General features: G+C 47.5%; 17 protein-coding genes and 1 pseudogene. All 18 read right to left on the bottom strand.

The genetic code is table 11. From position 1 onward, the window contains the following. Positions 1 to 2 precede the first annotated feature (2 nt). Positions 3 to 185: a hypothetical protein gene (locus tag B1H56_RS09035; protein WP_066739682.1), complete on the bottom strand. Its 183-nt coding sequence runs from the start codon at positions 183 to 185 to the stop codon at positions 3 to 5. Between the two features lie 4 nt (positions 186 to 189). Then, positions 190 to 1,041 (bottom strand): hypothetical protein, encoded by an 852-nt coding sequence (locus B1H56_RS09030; protein WP_066522541.1) that lies wholly within the window; start codon positions 1,039 to 1,041, stop codon positions 190 to 192. A gap of 5 nt (positions 1,042 to 1,046) precedes the next feature. After that, the gene (locus B1H56_RS09025; RefSeq protein ID WP_066522540.1) at positions 1,047 to 1,850 is read right to left on the bottom strand and encodes a PcfB family protein; all 804 of its coding nucleotides are present in this window, start codon (positions 1,848 to 1,850) and stop codon (positions 1,047 to 1,049) included. Further along, positions 1,792 to 3,219: a relaxase/mobilization nuclease domain-containing protein gene (locus B1H56_RS09020; RefSeq protein WP_066522539.1), complete on the bottom strand. Its 1,428-nt coding sequence runs from the start codon at positions 3,217 to 3,219 to the stop codon at positions 1,792 to 1,794. Before B1H56_RS09020 ends, B1H56_RS09025 begins: the two co-directional genes overlap by 59 nt. Beyond that, positions 3,219 to 3,590 carry a plasmid mobilization protein gene (locus B1H56_RS15170; protein WP_066739679.1) on the bottom strand — a complete coding sequence of 124 codons (372 nt, stop codon included), beginning with the start codon at positions 3,588 to 3,590 and terminating at the stop codon, positions 3,219 to 3,221. Before B1H56_RS15170 ends, B1H56_RS09020 begins: the two co-directional genes overlap by 1 nt. A gap of 34 nt (positions 3,591 to 3,624) precedes the next feature. Continuing rightward, a complete protein-coding gene (locus B1H56_RS09010; protein WP_066522534.1) occupies positions 3,625 to 4,395 on the bottom strand; it encodes a Fic family protein in 771 nt (256 codons plus the stop codon). A gap of 158 nt (positions 4,396 to 4,553) precedes the next feature. Continuing rightward, complete coding sequence (locus B1H56_RS09005) at positions 4,554 to 4,910, bottom strand: DUF7768 domain-containing protein (protein ID WP_066522532.1); 357 nt, start codon at positions 4,908 to 4,910, stop codon at positions 4,554 to 4,556. Continuing rightward, entirely contained in the window at positions 4,907 to 5,110 is a 204-nt protein-coding gene (locus B1H56_RS09000; protein ID WP_066522530.1) for a DpnD/PcfM family protein, read from the bottom strand. The genes B1H56_RS09005 and B1H56_RS09000 overlap by 4 nt, the downstream gene beginning before the upstream one ends. After that, positions 5,107 to 6,111 carry a DUF3991 and TOPRIM domain-containing protein gene (locus B1H56_RS08995; protein WP_066522527.1) on the bottom strand — a complete coding sequence of 335 codons (1,005 nt, stop codon included), beginning with the start codon at positions 6,109 to 6,111 and terminating at the stop codon, positions 5,107 to 5,109. Before B1H56_RS08995 ends, B1H56_RS09000 begins: the two co-directional genes overlap by 4 nt. 14 nt (positions 6,112 to 6,125) lie before the next feature. Then, positions 6,126 to 7,697 carry a helicase-related protein gene (locus tag B1H56_RS08990; RefSeq protein WP_066522524.1) on the bottom strand — a complete coding sequence of 524 codons (1,572 nt, stop codon included), beginning with the start codon at positions 7,695 to 7,697 and terminating at the stop codon, positions 6,126 to 6,128. Between the two features lie 79 nt (positions 7,698 to 7,776). Further along, complete coding sequence (locus B1H56_RS08985) at positions 7,777 to 7,965, bottom strand: transposase (RefSeq protein WP_055173307.1); 189 nt, start codon at positions 7,963 to 7,965, stop codon at positions 7,777 to 7,779. Between the two features lie 118 nt (positions 7,966 to 8,083). Continuing rightward, positions 8,084 to 9,349: a plasmid recombination protein gene (locus B1H56_RS08980; RefSeq protein WP_066522518.1), complete on the bottom strand. Its 1,266-nt coding sequence runs from the start codon at positions 9,347 to 9,349 to the stop codon at positions 8,084 to 8,086. 180 nt (positions 9,350 to 9,529) lie between these two features. Then, entirely contained in the window at positions 9,530 to 10,552 is a 1,023-nt protein-coding gene (locus tag B1H56_RS08975) for an AAA family ATPase (protein ID WP_407920135.1), read from the bottom strand. Then, positions 10,539 to 10,718 carry a hypothetical protein gene (locus B1H56_RS14855; protein WP_226845240.1) on the bottom strand — a complete coding sequence of 60 codons (180 nt, stop codon included), beginning with the start codon at positions 10,716 to 10,718 and terminating at the stop codon, positions 10,539 to 10,541. The genes B1H56_RS08975 and B1H56_RS14855 overlap by 14 nt, the downstream gene beginning before the upstream one ends. Before the next feature lie 258 nt (positions 10,719 to 10,976). Next, positions 10,977 to 11,396 (bottom strand): nuclear transport factor 2 family protein, encoded by a 420-nt coding sequence (locus B1H56_RS08970; RefSeq protein WP_003864537.1) that lies wholly within the window; start codon positions 11,394 to 11,396, stop codon positions 10,977 to 10,979. A gap of 173 nt (positions 11,397 to 11,569) precedes the next feature. Next, entirely contained in the window at positions 11,570 to 11,941 is a 372-nt protein-coding gene (locus B1H56_RS08965) for a TnpV protein (RefSeq protein WP_066522516.1), read from the bottom strand. Beyond that, on the bottom strand, positions 11,866 to 13,986 hold the full coding sequence (locus tag B1H56_RS08960; protein ID WP_055173296.1) for a recombinase family protein: 2,121 nt from the start codon (positions 13,984 to 13,986) through the stop codon (positions 11,866 to 11,868). The genes B1H56_RS08965 and B1H56_RS08960 overlap by 76 nt, the downstream gene beginning before the upstream one ends. 47 nt (positions 13,987 to 14,033) lie before the next feature. Beyond that, positions 14,034 to 17,393: pseudogene (locus B1H56_RS15165) on the bottom strand (DEAD/DEAH box helicase family protein); the annotation flags it as partial. Positions 17,394 to 18,320: the final 927 nt, after the last annotated feature.

Raw genomic sequence — 18,320 nt, 5'->3', positions numbered from 1 at the left:
CATTATCTATGCGCCTCCGTTTTTTTCTTCTGTTTTTTTGCAGGAGCGTCGATGACGGTCAAAAGGGTATCGTCCACAAATCCCGTATCGCGTCCTTGTGCCATGAGTTCGTTCCGTGTGTCGTTCAGGGAAGCTATGATAAGCCTGCGTTCATATTCGTCTACCTCGATCAGCCGTTTTTCCATACGCTCACCTCGCGGGCTGTTCTTTTTGCCTGCGTAGTTCTGCATACAGGGTGCGGTCTATGCGGTCAATCGTATCGTTTGCCGCTTTATGGATCTGGCTCATCGCAAGCCGTTTGTCCTGTGTTTCAAGCTGCGCATATTCCTGCGGTATCTGATCCGGCAGGGGCGCGGAGACTCCAAACCGTTTACAAGTAACTGCTGCGGCACAGCCGCATGAAAATGGGGCGAGATTATGTTCCGCACGGGCAAGCTCCCGCGCGATACAGAAAAAGAGTTTGTTCCCATCAAGGCCGCGTGCCACTTCCACCGCCTTGTTTTCTTCCGAATAGACGGCTCCTGCATTTTGATCTAAAGAATCAGACAGCCGTACCGGAACGGGCGTACCTGTCATAAGGGCTTTGAGTTTGGATTTGATTGGCATGGACTTGGTCGCGCGTTCCGGTACTTTCCGTCCATACGTTTGGGATACGTCAAAACACCGCTCCACCTTGTATCCCATCGCCATTGTTCCGTCCTCACGCTCATATTCCTTATCCTGCTTGAATTGCTTGATGGCGCTGCGCCCTTGTCCTTTTCGTATTCCTCGTTCCCGTTCCGCCCATTCCTCCGCGGTCAGGATATATGTAGCTTTGGGATTTTGCGCCATCGCAAGGAGGGTATTGCCTACCGATGTTTTTCCGAGCCGCGCCTGCATTTCCAGATACTCGCCTAACTGTTTTGGATCGGAGAATACCCGCTCCGTCATATCTTCTACGGTCTGGTGCAGTTCATCCCGTTCCTGCTGTTTGTATGCGGCATATTCCTCTTTGGAATACTGCTGTTCTTGCTTTTCCAGCAATTCGTCAAAATTTTCCATTCGTTTTACCTCGCTTTTCCTTTGGATTTTCTCTTTCGTTTCGGCTGCCTGTGGGCGGTCTGCCGGAGAATTGCTTTCTGCGGCTGTTTTTCCGCCTGAACCTTTGCTTTGCGCTCTTCGCGCAGCTCCTTTATTTGACTGCGGACGGACGGTTTCCGCTCAATATCCTCCGCTGCGGTATTGTCTTTGTTCTCGGAGATAGGCGCGGACGGACTTGAGTTTTCCGTTCTCTGTTTCTCCGCCCCCGCCATCGTAGGGTTTTCCTGTGATACTTCCTCCGGCTGTTTTTGTCCCTGTTCTTTTGGGGAGCCTTCCAACATTTCATCGAGCGTATCGTTGTCGATGGTATGCGTATCCTGCGGCGGCGTTTCACGTTCCTCTGCCGGAGCGTTTTCCTGCGCTTTGCGCTTTTCCAGAATATCTTCCCGTATTTTGTCTACCTCTACGGTGGATAAGGCGAACCGTTCTGCGATCCGGTTGACCTTTGCCGCGTCGTTTGCGTTGACCACAACGTCAACGAGGCCGTCCGGCTGTTTTCTGTTGATGACCGCCGCATACAACACGCCGTATTTCCGGGCTTCCTCTGCAAAGACCTTCATATCTTCGCTCCTGATAACGAATACCTTGGTCGGCTTTCCGTTGAACGCACGCATCCGCGTCCGCCCTCTGGTGCGTTTTTGACTCTTTGAGGCCGCGATGAGGAACGCTGCAAGGGAAAGCGCCGCCTTTCCCGCGATATTTGCCGCTACTTCAACGCCGCGTACCGTCATGTTCACGACCTGATCCGCCGCGTCTCCTGAATGGTTCATGCTTTATCATCTCCTTTTTGCGTTCTGCATGGATCTTTTCTATGGTTTCCCGCAAGCGGTCTGCCCGTGCGGGGATCTCACCGCATAGCCGCACCTCCTTTCTGTATTGCCCGAGCAGGGAAGCGATCTCCCGCAGCCTGCCGGATAATTCTTTGTCGCGTTCCGGCGTGGTGTTTGTGCGCCGCCGTTCGTTCCTGATGTCCGTCCGTTCGGACAATAAGGCGGTAATGTCTTTCTGCCGCCGCGCTTTATGTGCCTCAAGGCTCGAAACGGTTTCGAGCTTGTATCTGTTTAAAAATTTTGCATGACCGGACAGTTTATCTATCTGCCGCAGATCCTCCCGCAGGAGGTATGGAGCACTCGGAACATGGGGAGCCTGCCGCAGTTTGTGGAGATAGTAATAATACAGGGCGCGGAGGCCCCGCCATGTGATGCGGTGGGAAAGAACAAAGAGGCCGAGGTACCGTCTGCGGGGGATCGTTTGCTTTGCCGGGGCGTATTCTTGTTTTTGCTGGCGCAGGATGCGCGCGCGGATCGCTTCTTCCGTATATTGCTGTCCTAAGCTGCGGAGCCGCACAAAACGTTCTTTGCCGGGAGGACGCACCGCCATGTGTTTCACGCCTGTTTTGACCTCATACCCCATATCCCGCAGGGCACGGAGGAAAGCGGGGAAGCTCATTGCCGCCATGACAGCCTTGTCCACATCCCTGCGGACCGCGCTTCTCCATGTCGGCCTGCCTTCCTGCTCCGCTTTCCATTCCATATAATGTTTCCGGCCTGCATATTTGGGCTGGATGACGGAAAGGGAGTATTCCCGGCAAAGTTCATCCGATGTCCGCCGCATGAGCGCATAGCTCGCCTTATTGTCGTAATACCGTTTCCCGTCCTTGAACGACACGGAATTGAGCACAAAATGATTATGGATACACCTGGCATTGAGATGTGTCGCCACAATAACTTCAAACCTATCGCCCCATAGCCGCCGCGCAAGCTCCACGCCTATTTTGTGCGCAAGCTCCGACGTTACCTCTCCCGGCGCGAAACTCTGGTAACCGTGGTATGCGGCGATCCCATCTTCCTTTTTCCATTGTTTTTTGGTGAGTATCATCTCCTTCCGGGCGGTTTGCTTGGCGCAGTTGATACTTGATACAAAATATTGCTGCTCCGTTTTAGCGTCTTCTGTCGCGTATTCGATCACGTCCGCAAGTCCGCGCGCCTGCGCCTGCCGCATAGCTTCCTCCATTACGTCTGTCATATCTGCGCTGTTTGTTTTGCCCCAATCCGGATTTTTCGTTTTTTCCGGGTTCTCCGCATAGCCGAGCACATGGTCGAGCCTGCCGCGGATATCCCAAATTGCCGTTGCTGCCATTACGTCATTTTGTCCGGGAGTACGACCGCTTCGCGTATTTTGACGATGCTGTTAAAAAGCCGATTGGCATTTTCCGCGTATTCTTCGGCAAGAAAAAAGCCCGTTGCATTGGCACGGGCGGCGATCTGATTCATACGGTTTCCAATGGCGCGCAGTTCCTTTGTCATAGTATAGAAATCTGCGGACGGCGGCTCCCGGGGCACATATCCCATAATGAGAGAACGGAGATACGCCGCCTGAGAAAATTTGGATTTTGCGGCATTTTGTTTCAACATTCTGCATTCCGTTTCGTTAACGCGGAAAATTACTTGTATGTTTCGTTTCAGCGTAGTGATCCACCTCCTTATTTTCTGCAACAAAAAAGCAGCCATTCTATGACTGCTTTTTCTAACTGATTCAGTTTTATTACTGTTCTAATTCCTTTCTCCTCCGTTCACGCTCTAAAGTCTTTTCCCAAGTACGAACCGTTTCTTTTTTCAGAAACCCATACATTGCGGCATATTCCTGTGAACGGTCATATTGTTCGAGCGCCGAATAGTATTCCTTTTTGTCCTCATCATAAACGATAATAGGAGGATGATCGTGCGTCATCAGGTAATAATTCATCAGCGCCCTCCCTACGCGCCCATTTCCGTCCGCGAATGGATGGATATACTCAAACCGTACATGGAGATAAGTCGCTACTTTCAGTACATCTTTGTCCTCAAACTCGTGTATCACCTGCAACATTTCTCTCATATCTTGATACACGTCCTGAGGAAGAGAACCGACTTCTTCAATTCCAGTTACATAATCATGCTTCTTAAATTCACCCGGACGTTCTCCTTTTTCAATATACCGCTTTTCGTCATACGTTCCACCTGTCAGGATCGCATGGATCTCTTTGATGAGTTCAATCGTGATTGGTTCCCGGGCAATGAGTTTTGGCTTCAGAAAATCATAACAGAGCTTTTGGTTTTTTTGTTCAAAAATAGCGCGGGGATTTCCCGTAAAATTTATGATCCGTCCATTTTCAAAGATCTCCCGCGTGTCGTGATAAGTAATTTCCTGATTCTCTATCTTACCGGAATTGTATGCAAACAGAATACGGAACGAATCAAGCCGAAGGTCAATATCTGCCTCTGTTTTTATATGATATTTTTTCCATAGATGTACGGTTTCATTGTATTGATCCATAGCGCTGCTCCTTTTTTCTCATTATATCATATCTGTTTAGCAATGGGGTATAAGGGCCTCCCCTTACAAGCGAATCATGATGGCGAATGCTATCATGATTCAGTGCTTGGTAGGACAGCGCAGACGCGCTGTCCCGATCCCTGCCGAAAAGAAAACATCTATCCGCGCGGTGTTTTGGATCCGGTATATTCAGATACTTCTTTAAGCCCGTCAAAAGTCACGGTCACGATCCCGAGCCGTTCTGCAAGCAATATCTCCTGTGTCATTTCTTCCGTGATATTGTTTCCGCACACGACCAGTATCCTGCAGCGCCGCAGCACCTCCAGCGACATATCCTGCCGCGCCTGTTTTTGACTCGGAACCGTATTCGACAGAAATCCTGCGAACATTACATTTGGACAGATGGGGAGATACCCCAACCGAAACAAAGACTGTGAATATTCCTGTGTTTCCCGTACCGGGAAACCGTCCTTTTCAAACGGGGCACAAACATACGCAAATACCTTATTTTTCATCTTGCATCCTCCCGCGACAACTTTTTATGTGCTCTTTGCCCGTGAAATTCAACACCTGTAAAATGATCTGCATCCAAAATGTATTCCCCCCTATACCATTGATCCGATACGAACTGTTCGGCTTCCCGTCTGTTTGCGGCCGCTACCTCTACTGTCATGGACAATGTTTCGGTTATTGTTACCTTATATGGCTGCTTCATCTGGCTGCCTCCCTTACACCATGATTTGACTGCCTTGTACGGATTTTAGATAATCCTTTGCTTTTCATCAGCATATCGTTATAATCCTTTCCACATTCCGGCGGATCGTACGTTACGGTATATCCGCTGTTTTCCAGCAATATCTGTATGGTGTGCGCCGCTCTTTGCCCTACAAGGTCGCTGTCCAGCCGCAGGGAAATATTGCGGATATTTCCGTTTTCTTTGAGAAAACGGGCAAGGGCGGCAGGAAGCGGCGTTTCCTGTATCACTTCTTTTGGCTGATAAACGCCGGACAAAGAGAGATAATGTTCCTGCCTTATGTCTATGCCTTTCATCATGCGCAGTGTTGAGAAAGACAGCAAGTCGATGGCGCTTTCACAAACATATACCGTATCGTTTCCAGACGGGAACGGGATGCGGAACGAATATTCCTTATTGCTTCCCTCTACTTCCCGCATAAATGTCGAAGCAGGATCGCTGCTCCGCAGCATGGCATACCGTGCCGTACCCATATCGTCGTATCCGACGAAACAACAATTTCCATACTTCCGTTCCTCATAAACCGTTCCTTTTTCCATACAAACACGAAGCAGGGCAGGGGAAATACCGCGTGCAGTGAGATAACGCATCACCCGGTCGTTATTTATATTCCTCTCCGGAAGAATGAAAGGCGGCTTTGGTTTAGGCCGGCTTGTATATCTGGGCATCGGGGCAAGATATTTGTCTTTATCACATAGATGTTCCACTGCCTGTATGAATCCCATGCCGCGTACTTTGATGAGGTAATCCAGCGCGCTTCTGCCGCCGATCCCGCGCGACCACCAAAACCATTTTCCGTTGGAGATTTTCAGGCTGTCGTGCGTCCGGGTGCAGTAGATATTCCCAGATACCCGTACCAATTCGTCCGGTTCATATTGACTCAAATACGAAAACAGATCGGGACGTTTCGCCGCCTCGATCTGCTCCCGTGTTACAGGATGTACCTGTTTTGGTATTCCCATATCGCTTCCTCCATCTATCGTTGTATTTCCTGTGTCTTTTCCTGCGTTTCCTCCGGCGTCGTGTCCACCGCTTCGGGCGTCGCATCACCGAGATTAAGCAGTGCGTTTACCGCCGTGAGGCGCTCCGTTTTCTCTTTGAGTTCCTGTTCCTGCTTAAACGGCCTCCCGATCTCTTCTTTCGCGTTTTCCATCTGCCGCCGAAGCTCCTGCAATTTTTCCTCGTTGGCCTCGGCTCTGTCCGCGACGCCTTTCAGGGTATTCTCGATCCGCGTCATGTTCCCAAGCGCGTCCGCTCCAAGCTCTGTGACATGGGACATCGTTCCTTTGCAGTTCAGCTTGAAATGACGGTCAAATGTATCAAACGAAAGCAGCATTTTGAATCCCTTATACGTCCCGATCTCCCGTTCGTTTGAATCTTTTGCCCGTTTACAGAGTTCCACGATTGCCGCGCCTGCCGCCGCTCTTTCCTTGAACAGTACGCCCTCGATCTCCATACCGGGGAAGTCCTCGCTCTGATGCTGCCTGAGCAGATCCATATCCGCCTTAAGCCCCCGAACCGTTTCTTTCGTATGTTCGATCATCACAGGGTAATGTTTGGCCACTTTGTCCTCGAGTTCATACTTTCGGCTCAAATAATCCGATTGCAGCAGCCGCAGCCTCGATACGGCGATGTCGAGGTCCATTTTCTCTTTGATGTAGGGATTGCCCGTTGCGAGCATTTTGACCTCCGCATAGGAAAGGGCGGCCTCGTCCACGTCCTCGCATGAGCGGACAGGAGCCTTTGAAGTCATGATCTGCCCAATATACTTCTGTTTGCTTTCTATGGTCTGCCACATATATGCGTCGAACGTATTCTCCGTCACATACCGGAAAATATCTACGGATTCGTTGTTGTTTCCCTGCCGGATCGCGCGCCCTTCGCGCTGCTCGATGTCAGCGGGGCGCCACGGCACATCGACATGATGGAGCGCCGCAAGCCTGTCCTGTACGTTGGTCCCGGCGCCCATTTTAGAAGTCGATCCCATGAGGATACGCACCTTTCCGCTCCGCACTTTGGAAAACAGGTCAATTTTTTTCGCGTCCGTATTCGCCTCGTGAATAAAGGCGATCTCATCGCGCGGTATGCCTTTGTTCAGAAGCTTTACCCGTATATCTTCGTAGACATTGGAAAAGCCGTTCGGCAGGGAATATACGCCGTTTTCGTCTTTGGTCAGTTCCAAAGCTCCCTGCGGCGTGGAAAGATCGGAAAACACAAGCTGCGTTCCTTTTTGATCCGCTGTGTCCCGGTACACTTTTAAGATATTTTCCACGCAGGCATTTATTTTGCTTTGCGGATCGTCCTCCAGCATAGAGTTCAGGATGCGTTGGTCAAGCGCGAGTTTGCGCCCGTCGTTGGTTATTTTCAGCATATTGTCTATTGTCGGATCCATTTTTCCGCTCCGCACCACATCGGCACGATCCGCAAATTCCGCTACCATCTCTTTTTGAAAGTCGCTTGGCTTTGTCACTACCGTATGATAGTTTGCTTCCGGAACAGGCAAATCCAATGTGTCCGCCGTCCGTATATCCGCGCACTCCTTGAACATGGCAAGCAGTTCCGGCAGATTATAAAAGCGGGCGAACCGTGTGCGCAGCCTGTATCCCGTTCCTTCGGGGTCGAGTTTGTCAAGATACTTTTTGTGGATTTTCTAAATTAAATGATTTGTCCGTAAAGAAATCGCCCAAAACCTCGTGCTTGCAGATGTCTTGAAACACCGTATTCAAAGGCTTTTTGGCACTTTCGGACTGCTTTACATTTACGATGAATGTTGTCTTTCCAATTCGCTGTGAATAAGAATATTTCTGTTCTTTCATATAGTCAGTTCCTCTCTTTCATAAAATTTGATTGCTGGGCATTCACATTAGAGCACCCAGTAACCGCAGATTTTCAATATATCAAGAAGTCATTAAGTCGTGAGTATAATGGAAATGGTTATCTTTCCATACCACGCTTGTTTCTTCGAGCCTTGATACGCTCCTGTCGTTCTTTTTCCCTTGCTTCTTTTTCGGCTCGTTCCTGTGCTTCCTTAAAAGAAAAAAGTTGCTTCACTTTTTCGGTAAAAAGTTTAGCAACTTCGGGGAAATGCTCCAACGCTTGAAGAAAAGGTCTGCACTTTTCTTTCAGTTCGTTGTATTTGGTTTTCATTCTCTCCAATGCGTTTGCACTGTCAAAATATTTCTGTCGGTAATAATTTGCACTCTGCTCCAACTTATTGATTTCCGCACGACTGGTAATTCCCTCTTTTGCAAGGGCAGTCAGTTGTGAGTAGTCCTCTTTGGATATTGCCATCTTGCCCGTAAAGGTTTTCTGTCCCATACCGTCAATCTCGTTTAAGGTCTTTGAGATATGACGGGCAGGCTCATATTTAACCTGTTCCTTTTGAATACGCTTCTGCAACTTCTCCAATCGTTCTTTGTCCTGTTGGATTTGATATTGCAGGGAAGTTAAATGCTCTGCTGTACTTCCGTATTCGCCACGCTGAAAGCCTTTGAACCCTCGTTCCGTCATATAATTAAACAGTTCATCTTGCAGTATGCTGTACGAAGCTCGAAACATCGGCTTGCCGTTCTTCTTTAACAATGGATTTCCTTTTTCATCGGTCATTGGAATATCCGATTTCCATTTCTTTGAATGGCTTATCTGATTAACCACTTCCTTGACCGTTCCTCGCAGTTCGGGGTTTTTACAACGCTTACTCCATAAGATTTCTTTCTCCACAACAGGCAGAACCATTGCGTGAAGATGATAATGGTAAACCTCTTTTCCCAGTTCCTCGGTTGCGGCTACATTGATTTCATCAGCGTGCATTACTGCCGATATAACATTATCAGCACCGAATTTTTCTTCGATGAAATGATAGGCTTCTTCATAAAACTGCTTTGCATATTCATAACCACCGTTACGCTCGAAGTACATCGTATTCACATCAATCACAATCTCATTGAAAAGGGTAGCGTCTTTCCTCAGTCCACGAAGCGATACTAACCCGTCTGTTTCCATCTGCTTTAACTGCTCCATATAGGTTGGGACAGTCGGTTTTTTGAAATGCACATTAAGGGCTATGCGTTCCGTAATCACATTCATATTTTCATAGGTTTCATTCTTGCGTTCATTGTGCCTTTCCGCCTTGCTCACATCAAAAGCGGTGTACTGTTTTACCCTTGCACAACTCATATCCGCCTTATTGGTTTTTGCCATTTTTCTCTCCTTTCCAGACAGGGCGAAGCCATTACACAACATTCTCTGAATGTGTGTAACCCACTATGACACTTTCAGACTTCGTCTGCAAAGATGTCGTGGGCAAGGGTGTTCCCCCTTGACCTCCTTTTGATACCTCCATCATAAAAACAGACTGTCCCGCCATCAGACAGCCTGCTTTTATTCTCTCGGTATATCGCCCATCGGCAAAGACCAGTACCACAGAAAGCCTTGTTTTCGGGAGATAACTCCTGCTTTCTTCTTTGCCTTTTTGATGGTCGATTTTTTGAACCCAGCGGCTTCAAGTCTTTCTTCGCAATCCGAAGAAAGCATTTCTCCGTCTTTCAGCATTTCCAAAAGAAATTCTTTCGCCTTGATTTCCTTTTCGTTCGGTCTGCCCATTTTGGGTGCGAGGGATTGGAACGCTTCTTCTGCTGTCATTTCCATTTCAGAGATAAAGTCCACTCCCTTTTCTGCCACCTCAAAAAGAATTGCCGAGCCTGTCGGGGCAAGGTTAGATTTCACTTGCACCATATATCGTTCCGCTGGTGCTTCTTTGTTCGGTGTGCGTGTGATTGCAAGAATACTTCTTGCAGCACCCGCAATATCAATCGAACCGTTGGTGCGATAAAGAGGATTTATATCTCTCATCTTGTTCATATGGGCGATAATCACGATGGCACAGCCAGTATTTTTTGCAACTGCAATCAAGTGATTAAACTCTGCCCTTGTTTCGTTGGCATTGTTCATTGAACAGTTCTCTCCGATATAGGAACTCATCGGGTCAAGAATTAAAAGTTTTGCGTGATACTTTTCGATTGCTTCAGCAATACGGTTATCTCCAAAGGATAAAGACTTTTCATCTTCCTTGATGAAGATAAGGTTTTCTCCGTTCCCACCGGCAGAGTTAAATCGGGGTACTACCGTATCGTCTGCATCATCTTCCGTTGTCTGATAGATGATAGTCATAGGCTCATTTTCTTCCGTTTCAGTAAAAGGCAGAGGTTCGCCCTTAGAGAGCAGTGCGGCGATTGACAGCATTAACTTGCTTTTTCCATCGCCCGGATCGCCCTGCAACAGCGTAACCTTGCCAAACGGAATATACGGATACCACAGCCATTTCACTTCCTTCGGCTCGATTTCGCTTGCCTTGACAACTTCAAGAGGTACGCTGACAGTCATTTCATTTTCAATCATTTTTATTTGTTCTCCTTTTCGATAAATATTTCGGGCAAAGCACCACGATACAGCGGAAACTCTGCTTACAGTCATTCCTGCATTTTCTGCAAAGTTCGTTGTAGGTAATGCGATTACGGTCATTCAGAAACAATGCCCATTCTTGTTTGCGTTTCTTGCTCATTCTTGGCATATCAATCCACCTTTCCGTTTGAAAATAAAAAAACCACAGGAAAGATACTTGAAACCTTTTTGTGTATCTTTTAGGGGCGAAAATCGGAGAAAATCCCCGTTCTAAGCCTTTCAAAAAATCACACAAGGTATTTGTACCAACCTGTGGTTATGTATGAATTTGTTGGTTTTAGGTAACAAAAAAACACCGTATTGCTACGATGTTTTTCGTTGTTCATATTCTGTCTAAGATACTGGCAAACTGGAATTTATAGTCCTCTCAAAACCAATTTGCTTTTTCTTCTCGAAATACGGGAATATCACTATCTCGATATGGATTGTAATTATGAAGATTGCAACCAAACTCTTTTAATGATTTTATTTTGTTATCCTGTGTCCATACAATTAAAGATATTCCGTCAAATTCTTCAACATTTCCATTATTCATTTTGCTTTTAAAATACCACTCCACGATTGTTTGATTGCCTTGATGAAAAAATTGCTTAATCTCCCAGACAAGAACACTTCCGCGTGTATTCCATTCGTCAAACCAGTGCTTTACCGTTTTGCGGTTTTCATATTTAGGACTCCAACTCTCAGTATATACAACATCATCTGTAAAAATATTGTCAATTCCTAAATCTGCTTTCTTAATCCACATATCAAACCATAATCGGATAATTTTTTCTCTTTCGTTCATAAAGTACCTCCATAACTTCCGATTTGTCGCTCACAAGCAAAAGTATTGTACCACATCTTTACGAATTTTTCTACCACTTCGATTATACTCACGACTTAATGACTTCTTGAATACTTGCCGAAAAAGAAAAACTGCCATCGGTTTGACAGCAGTTCTTCTTCGGTTGGTATCCGTTAGGAATACACAATATCATTCAATACAATCTCATCGGCACAGGTTCGAATGTTATTCATCAATCCTATCCATCTCATCATATCCGTTGCTTTCAGTTTTTCCGTTACACCCTGCTTCTTTGCCATTTCCTTTATCAGATATTCCGCCATATCACGAGCCGAAGTATCAATTTCGGCAAGGTGTTCATATAACTTTCCGCTTGTCAGCAGATTAAAATATAGCACACGCTTATGTTCCCTCAAATATCGTTGCCGCAATCGACCATATTTTGAAAGGGGAGGACTTTTCTCTACTGTCAGGCAGGGATAATAGTAATCTCCGATGAGTTCGTATCGGATACCTGTTCTTTCGTCTGTAATAAATCTTTGCATAGTTCTTTCTCCTTTTGCTTCTTGTAGTAAAACTCCAAGGTTTTCTTATTGTGATTTACCTTTTTACATTCCTCGGAACAGAATTTCTGCTGACTGTGTGTAGGCCAGTAAGTACTGCCACACACAGCACATACACGCTGACGATAATAATGACTTCCTTTTTCCGCTTCTCTATCGGCTTTTGTCTTATCCTGCCTTGCCTGATAGCAGCAATCCTTTGAACAGAAAATCTGTCGGTTGCTTGTAGGGGTAAACTCTTTCCCACAATGAGGACATACCTTTGTTTTGACGATTTCGCCACCGTTTTCAGCAAGTTTTTTTGCCTTTCGCTTCTCTCGATAGGCTTTTTCACGCTGACGCTGTTTCTCCAATCGCTTCTTTTCTTCCTGTTCTTCCTGCTCTTTTATCTCGGCAAGTTCTTCCTCGGTGTAGGCAATATCGACCTGTCCGACATAATTGAAGTAAATATCAACCTTTTGTGTCTTTGCTTTTCCCACACCCTCGGCTTCATACACCACAATCTTGTCAATGAGTTCGGTAAACATCAAATCAGAAACTTCCGTAGGATTTTTGTACTTGCGTATCAGCGATATAAAATGCTGAATATCCATAGTGCTGTCTTTTTCTTCAGAAAGTTCCTTTTTCATAGTTTCCATTTTCGCTTCCAATTCAGCCTGTTCATCGTCATACTGCTTCATCAGTTGCTTGTATTGTCTTTCGGGTAGCAATCCCGATATAAGATTTTCATACAAGCCACGAATGAGCGTAGAGAGTTCGTCATAGCGTTTCTGACAGCGTTTCAACTCCGATTGATTGTGCTTCGGCTTTTCCTCTTGCTTATCTTTCCAAAGGGATTGCAGTTCCAAAGCAAAGGCTTTTTCATCATTCAGAACAAATCTTGAAAAGCGTTTAACTGCCGATAATATCAAGGCTTCAACATTATCAGCACTAATCGTATGGGAAGTACAGGAATTAACCCTGCTTGCATACCCGCCGCAACGGTAAGAATACTGAACAGAACCGTCTTTCTTGCTATAATGCGTTTGCAAAGTCATTCTCCTGCCACAGTCGGCACAGTACAGATAACCGCTTAATCGGTTGGTATGTGTACCTCTTGCCGCAGCTCTGTTCACTCGTTTCTTTCGCTTCTGAACACTGTCCCAAAGTTCCTGCGATATGATAGGCTCGTGGGTGTTATAAAACACATACTGCTCATCTTCATCGGTAGTCTTTCTCTTATGCAATTTAAAATTGGTGCTGACCGACTTTCTCAAAACAGTATGTCCAAGATATTCCTGCCTGCTTAAAATCGTTCTAATGGCAGATATGCCCCAAATATAAGGGTCTGCAAACTTAATCCCGTTGTACTGTTCTGGGTGATATTCCTTTGCATATGCGGCAGGAATTAAAACCTTTTCTTCGGTCAGTATTTCCGCTATGGCTCGTGGACTTTTGCCCTCATTGGCAAGCAGAAAGATACGCTTTACCACCTCAGAAGCCACAGGGTCAACAACAAGCGTCTGCTTATCGCTCGGCAATCGGTTATATCCATAAGGGATTGAACCGCTACAACGCTTTCCGTCTTTCATTCGGGCATCAAATACAGCCTTGATTTTATTGCTCGTGTCTTTGGCATAAAATTCGTTCATAATATTCAAAAACGGAGCAAAATCATTATCCGAAGCATTGTTGCTGTCAATGCTGTTGTTGATTGCAAGAAAACGGACATCTTTCTGCGGAAACAGAATTTCCGTATAAAATCCGACTTGCAGATAGTTTCGCCCTAATCGGCTCATATCCTTAACAATCAATGTTCCGACATTGCCTGCTTCAACTTCTTTTATCAAAGACTGAAAGCCTGGGCGATTGAAATTTACACCCGAAAAACCATCGTCAGTAAAATGGCGGATGTTCTCAAAGCCATTTCTACGGGCATAATCTTCGAGGTATTTTTTCTGATTGGTAATGGAATTACTCTCGCCATTCAGGTCATCATCTCTTGATAATCTCTCATAAAGTGCTGTAATCTTTGAAGTCCTTGACATTCTCTTAACCTCCTTCCTTATGTATTTTCAATTTAGGACAGTTAATTTTATCGTCCTATTAAAGTATAGCCCTCCGGTTTCAGTTCAAGCGCCGTTACGGTCTCGCCAAAGGTTGACGCCCATGCGTCAAAATGTACCAGATCATTTTTTTGAAGTAATGAATACTGGAGGTAGCGCTGCATGGTATACAGTTCCGTCATGCTGTTGCTGATCGGCGTACCCGTGGCAAATACAGTTCCCCGGCCTCCGGTGATCTCATCCAGATACCGCGTCTTTCCAAAGAGGTCTGCGGATTTCTGCGCTTCCGTTTGGGAAAGCCCCGCTACATTGCGCATTTTAGTAAACAGAAACAGATTCTTGTAAAAATGCGCCTCGTCCACAAACAGCCTGTCCACGCCCAATTCCTCAAACGTTACGACGTCGTCTTTCCGGCTGGTATCCGTGAGCCTCACAAGTTTGTCTTCCAGGCGTTTTTTGCTTTTTTCCATTTGCTTGATGGTAAAGCGTTCGCCGTTTGCCTCTTTCAGTTCCGCGATTCCGGCGACGATTTCGGCAATCTGTTCCTTGATCATCATGATCTGCCGTCCCATCGAAAGCGGTATCTTTTCAAACTGGGAATGTCCGATGATAACCGCGTCGTAATCCCCGGACGCGATACGCGCACAAAACTTTTTTCGGTTCGCTGTTTCAAAGTCTTTTTTCGTTGCCACAAGGATATTGGCCGATGGATAAAGCTGCAAAAATTCAGCGCCCCATTGTCCGGTCAGGTGGTTGGGTACGACAAACAGGCTCTTCTGACACAGCCCGAGCCGTTTGAGTTCCATTGCCGCGGCGGTCATCTCGTAGGTTTTGCCAGCACCCACGACGTGCGCGAGCAGGGTATTCCCGCCGTAGACCGTCCGCGCCACTGCGTTTAGTTGATGTTCTTTCAGCCGGATTTCCGGGTTCATGCCGGGAAACCTCAGATGACTCCCGTCATATTCCCGGGGACGAATGGCGTTGAGCTTTTCGTTATATATCCTGATAAGCGCGTCCCGCCTGTCTATATCCGCCCATACCCACTTGTGAAATTCGTCTTTGATCGTCTGCTGTTTCTGCTGTGCGATCATGGTCTGCTCCACATTCAGTACACGGCTTTCCGTTCCGTCCGGAGCGATGCGTTTATCAAAGACGCGCACGTCTTTCAGGTTAAGCGTCTCCTCGATGATCTTGTATGCTCCCACGCGCTTCGTCCCGTATGTATTGGTCACAGCAATGTTTTTATCGTCCCAGTTCTTATTTGAGATATTCCAAAGGGCGGTGGACGGGGAATACCGCACATGGATCTTGGTTTTGAGGTAAGGGGACGGCTTCAGCAGTGCGTAAACAAACTCCTCGACATGTTCCGGCGGGAGCCACGTTGCGCCCAGCCGCACGTCGATCTCGCTTGCGGACAGGTCTTTCGGCTGTACTTTTTCAAGGGCTTCCACCTGTATCCGCACAGTATCCAGTAAGCCCGCTTCCGCTCCGTGTTCCTGTAAAACCTTGTAAATACCGCGCGCCTGCCTGAGTTTTGCCCGCACGTTGCCGGACAGGTATTCGTCGGCTGTTACAAGCGGGAATTGTTCGGGATCAAAGAAATCCCATGCCATTTCCTCGGGAATCAGCGTTCCGAAATCCCGGAAGATGATTCCCCGCAGCTCCCGCACGATCTCGCTGCCGGATATTCCGGTAAGCTGCTCCATATATGTAAGGTCCACCTTTGCTTTTTCGGCAAGGGATACCGTAAGGGCTTCCTGCGCGGTATCCACCGAAGTAACGGCTTCCGGCTGACGGATGGTGCGTTTGGAAAACATGTCTGCTTTACGTTTTAGTTTTCCGTCCGCGTCCAGTATTTCAAGGGAGCAAATAAGGAAGTACGCCGAATCGTCTGAAAACGCCATGCTGTTGCCGCGTGAATTGAGCAGCCCATATTTTTTGGTGTAACTGTCGTACAGCGAATTGAGCTTTCGCTGTTCCTGCTGTACTTCCTCCTCTGTTCCGTTTTCCATTTGGACGTCGATCAGGCGGCGCATACAGTCCCGTATCCCGATCATGCCGCGTATCCTGTTTTCAGCGGTCAAAGACACATCCACGCGGTTCATACGGCTGTTTTCCCGGAAATATATTTTTCCGTCATGCAGGGTATAGCTGTAATTGCGCACATTCGGATCGGCTGGGATGGACTCCGTTTCGTCCTGTTCCGGGAACTCTACGTCGTAGTCTGTGATGCGCGCGTCGATATGCGACAATGCCTCTTTCAGCTGCTTCCTGAGGTCTGCGCCGGGGATCGGCACACACTTTACATCTTTTCCGCCGTATTGCGTATGTTCGGTGGATAACATACCGAGTATCATTTCCGGGTGGTCTATGAAGTATGCGTTGAGGGAATATCCGTCCTCCGTTTTCTGTGTATGTATCCAACCCGCTTCGTCGCGCCAAACTGCGCTTTCTTCGTCTTTGGGCAAGCCCAAAGACTCGCTTGCTCCGTTGACGCTCCTCCTCCCCGCAAAACCCACTTCGTTGGGCTTTTGCGGGGGCCCTGGTACCTGCGGCCTGTCGCGCTTTTGCAGAAACAGGATATCTGCCGTGACCTCTGTTCCTGCATTTTTGGAAAAAGCGTTATTCGGCAGCCTTACAGCTCCAAGAAAATCTGCGCGCTCCGCGATATATTTGCGGACGGAGGAGTCTTTCTTGTCCATCGTGAACCGGCTGACTACAAAGGCTATGATCCCGCCCGGGCGCACCTTGTCCAGCGTTTTGGCAAAAAAGTAATCATGAATGGAAAACTTGTTTTTGTCGTATCTCTTATCCGGTACGCGGTAATTTCCAAACGGGACATTGCCAATGGCAAGGTCAAAAAAGCTGTCCGGCAGGTTGGTGTGTTCGTAGCCCTGTACCGTGATCTCCGCATTCGGATAAAGCTGCTTTGCGATGCGCCCGGTGATACTGTCAAGCTCGATCCCATATAGCTTGCTGTTTGTCATGGAATCCGGCAGCATACCGAAGAAGTTTCCCGTACCGCACGACGGCTCCAGAATATTCCCGGTTTCAAATCCCATTCCCGCAATGCAGTCATAGATGGCGCGTATTACGGTAGGAGAGGTGTAGTGGGCGTTCAGGACAGACGCGCGTGCGGATTCATATTCTGCTTCGGGCAACAGCTCTTTGAGTTCTGTATATTCGGTTTTCCAGGAATCGTTGTGTTCGTCAAACGCTTCCGGTATCCCGCCCCAGCCCACATACTGCGCCAGCGCTTCCTGTTCGTCCGGCGTGGCAGCGCGGTTTTCTTTCTCAATCGTCTGAAGGATACGGATCGCGGCAATATTCCTGCTGAATTTCTCCTTTTTGCCGCCATAGCCAAGCTCGTCATCTGTAATACGGTAATTTTCCGCCTGTTGTTTTTGCGGGGGCGTAGATTCCGGTACATCGTCCGGGGCTTCGGCAAGATTTGTTTTCGTGATTGCCCGATGGGACATCTCCGGCATATATTTGGCATTGCGCTCGTCCTGCTCCAAAAGATGTTGGAATGTCTCTTTGTTTTCTGCACGGAAAACAGGGGGGGAAAGCGCAGGATCGAGAAGCTGTACCTCATTGTCCGTGATCTGTGTGATTCGGAAAGCAGTCCCGTCGAGATACACCGTATCATTCACAGCATACGCATAGGGGCTTTCTTTTGCCTCCTGCGATTCGGCCATAAGGCCATCATTGCGGCTGTCCTGCCGCAGCATACGGTCAAAATCTCCGCGCGGGATCTCTTTGGTCAAAAGCGGATATTTCTCATCGTTGACTGTTACTGCGTCATCCGTGATCCCGAGGATGGTGTGAGTTCCGGTAGGAAGGAACACTTCCGCGCCAAGCGAATAATCGTAACTTGCAGATTCCCGCCTTTCCCGTTCCTGTTCCCGCGTCCGCTTTGCGATACGTTCTTCCGCTTCGCGAAGCAGGCGGGCTTCCTCCTGTTTTTGTTCCCGTTCCGCCTCCTTGCGTTCATATTCCGGTAGGTATGCCTTTTCTTCCGGGGTGAGGTATTTGTCCTGCTCGATCATGCTGCCGATATACTTCGCTGCTTTTGTCCATGAGAGGAGCACTTTGTCATACGGAGCGGCAATGCTGCCGCGGGAGAGGGCAATGCCTTTCCTGTCGTGCCATTCGCCGCTGTCGTCTGTTCCGGACATTCCCGGATAACTTCCGCCTGTGCCGAATATTTCGCTCAGGAATTTTCCGCGCTCCTGATTGGATCTTTCCTTTTGAAAGTATAGGTATGTGCGGTACTTATTATCTGTAACGTGAATAAAATTTTGAAAAAATCCCGC

Origin of the sequence: Christensenella minuta, assembly GCF_003628755.1 — a bacterium.
In the GTDB taxonomy this organism is placed as follows: Bacteria; Bacillota; Clostridia; order Christensenellales; family Christensenellaceae; genus Christensenella; species Christensenella minuta.
Note: the sequence above shows the minus strand (reverse complement) of the source record. Positions and strands in the feature narration are given on the sequence as shown.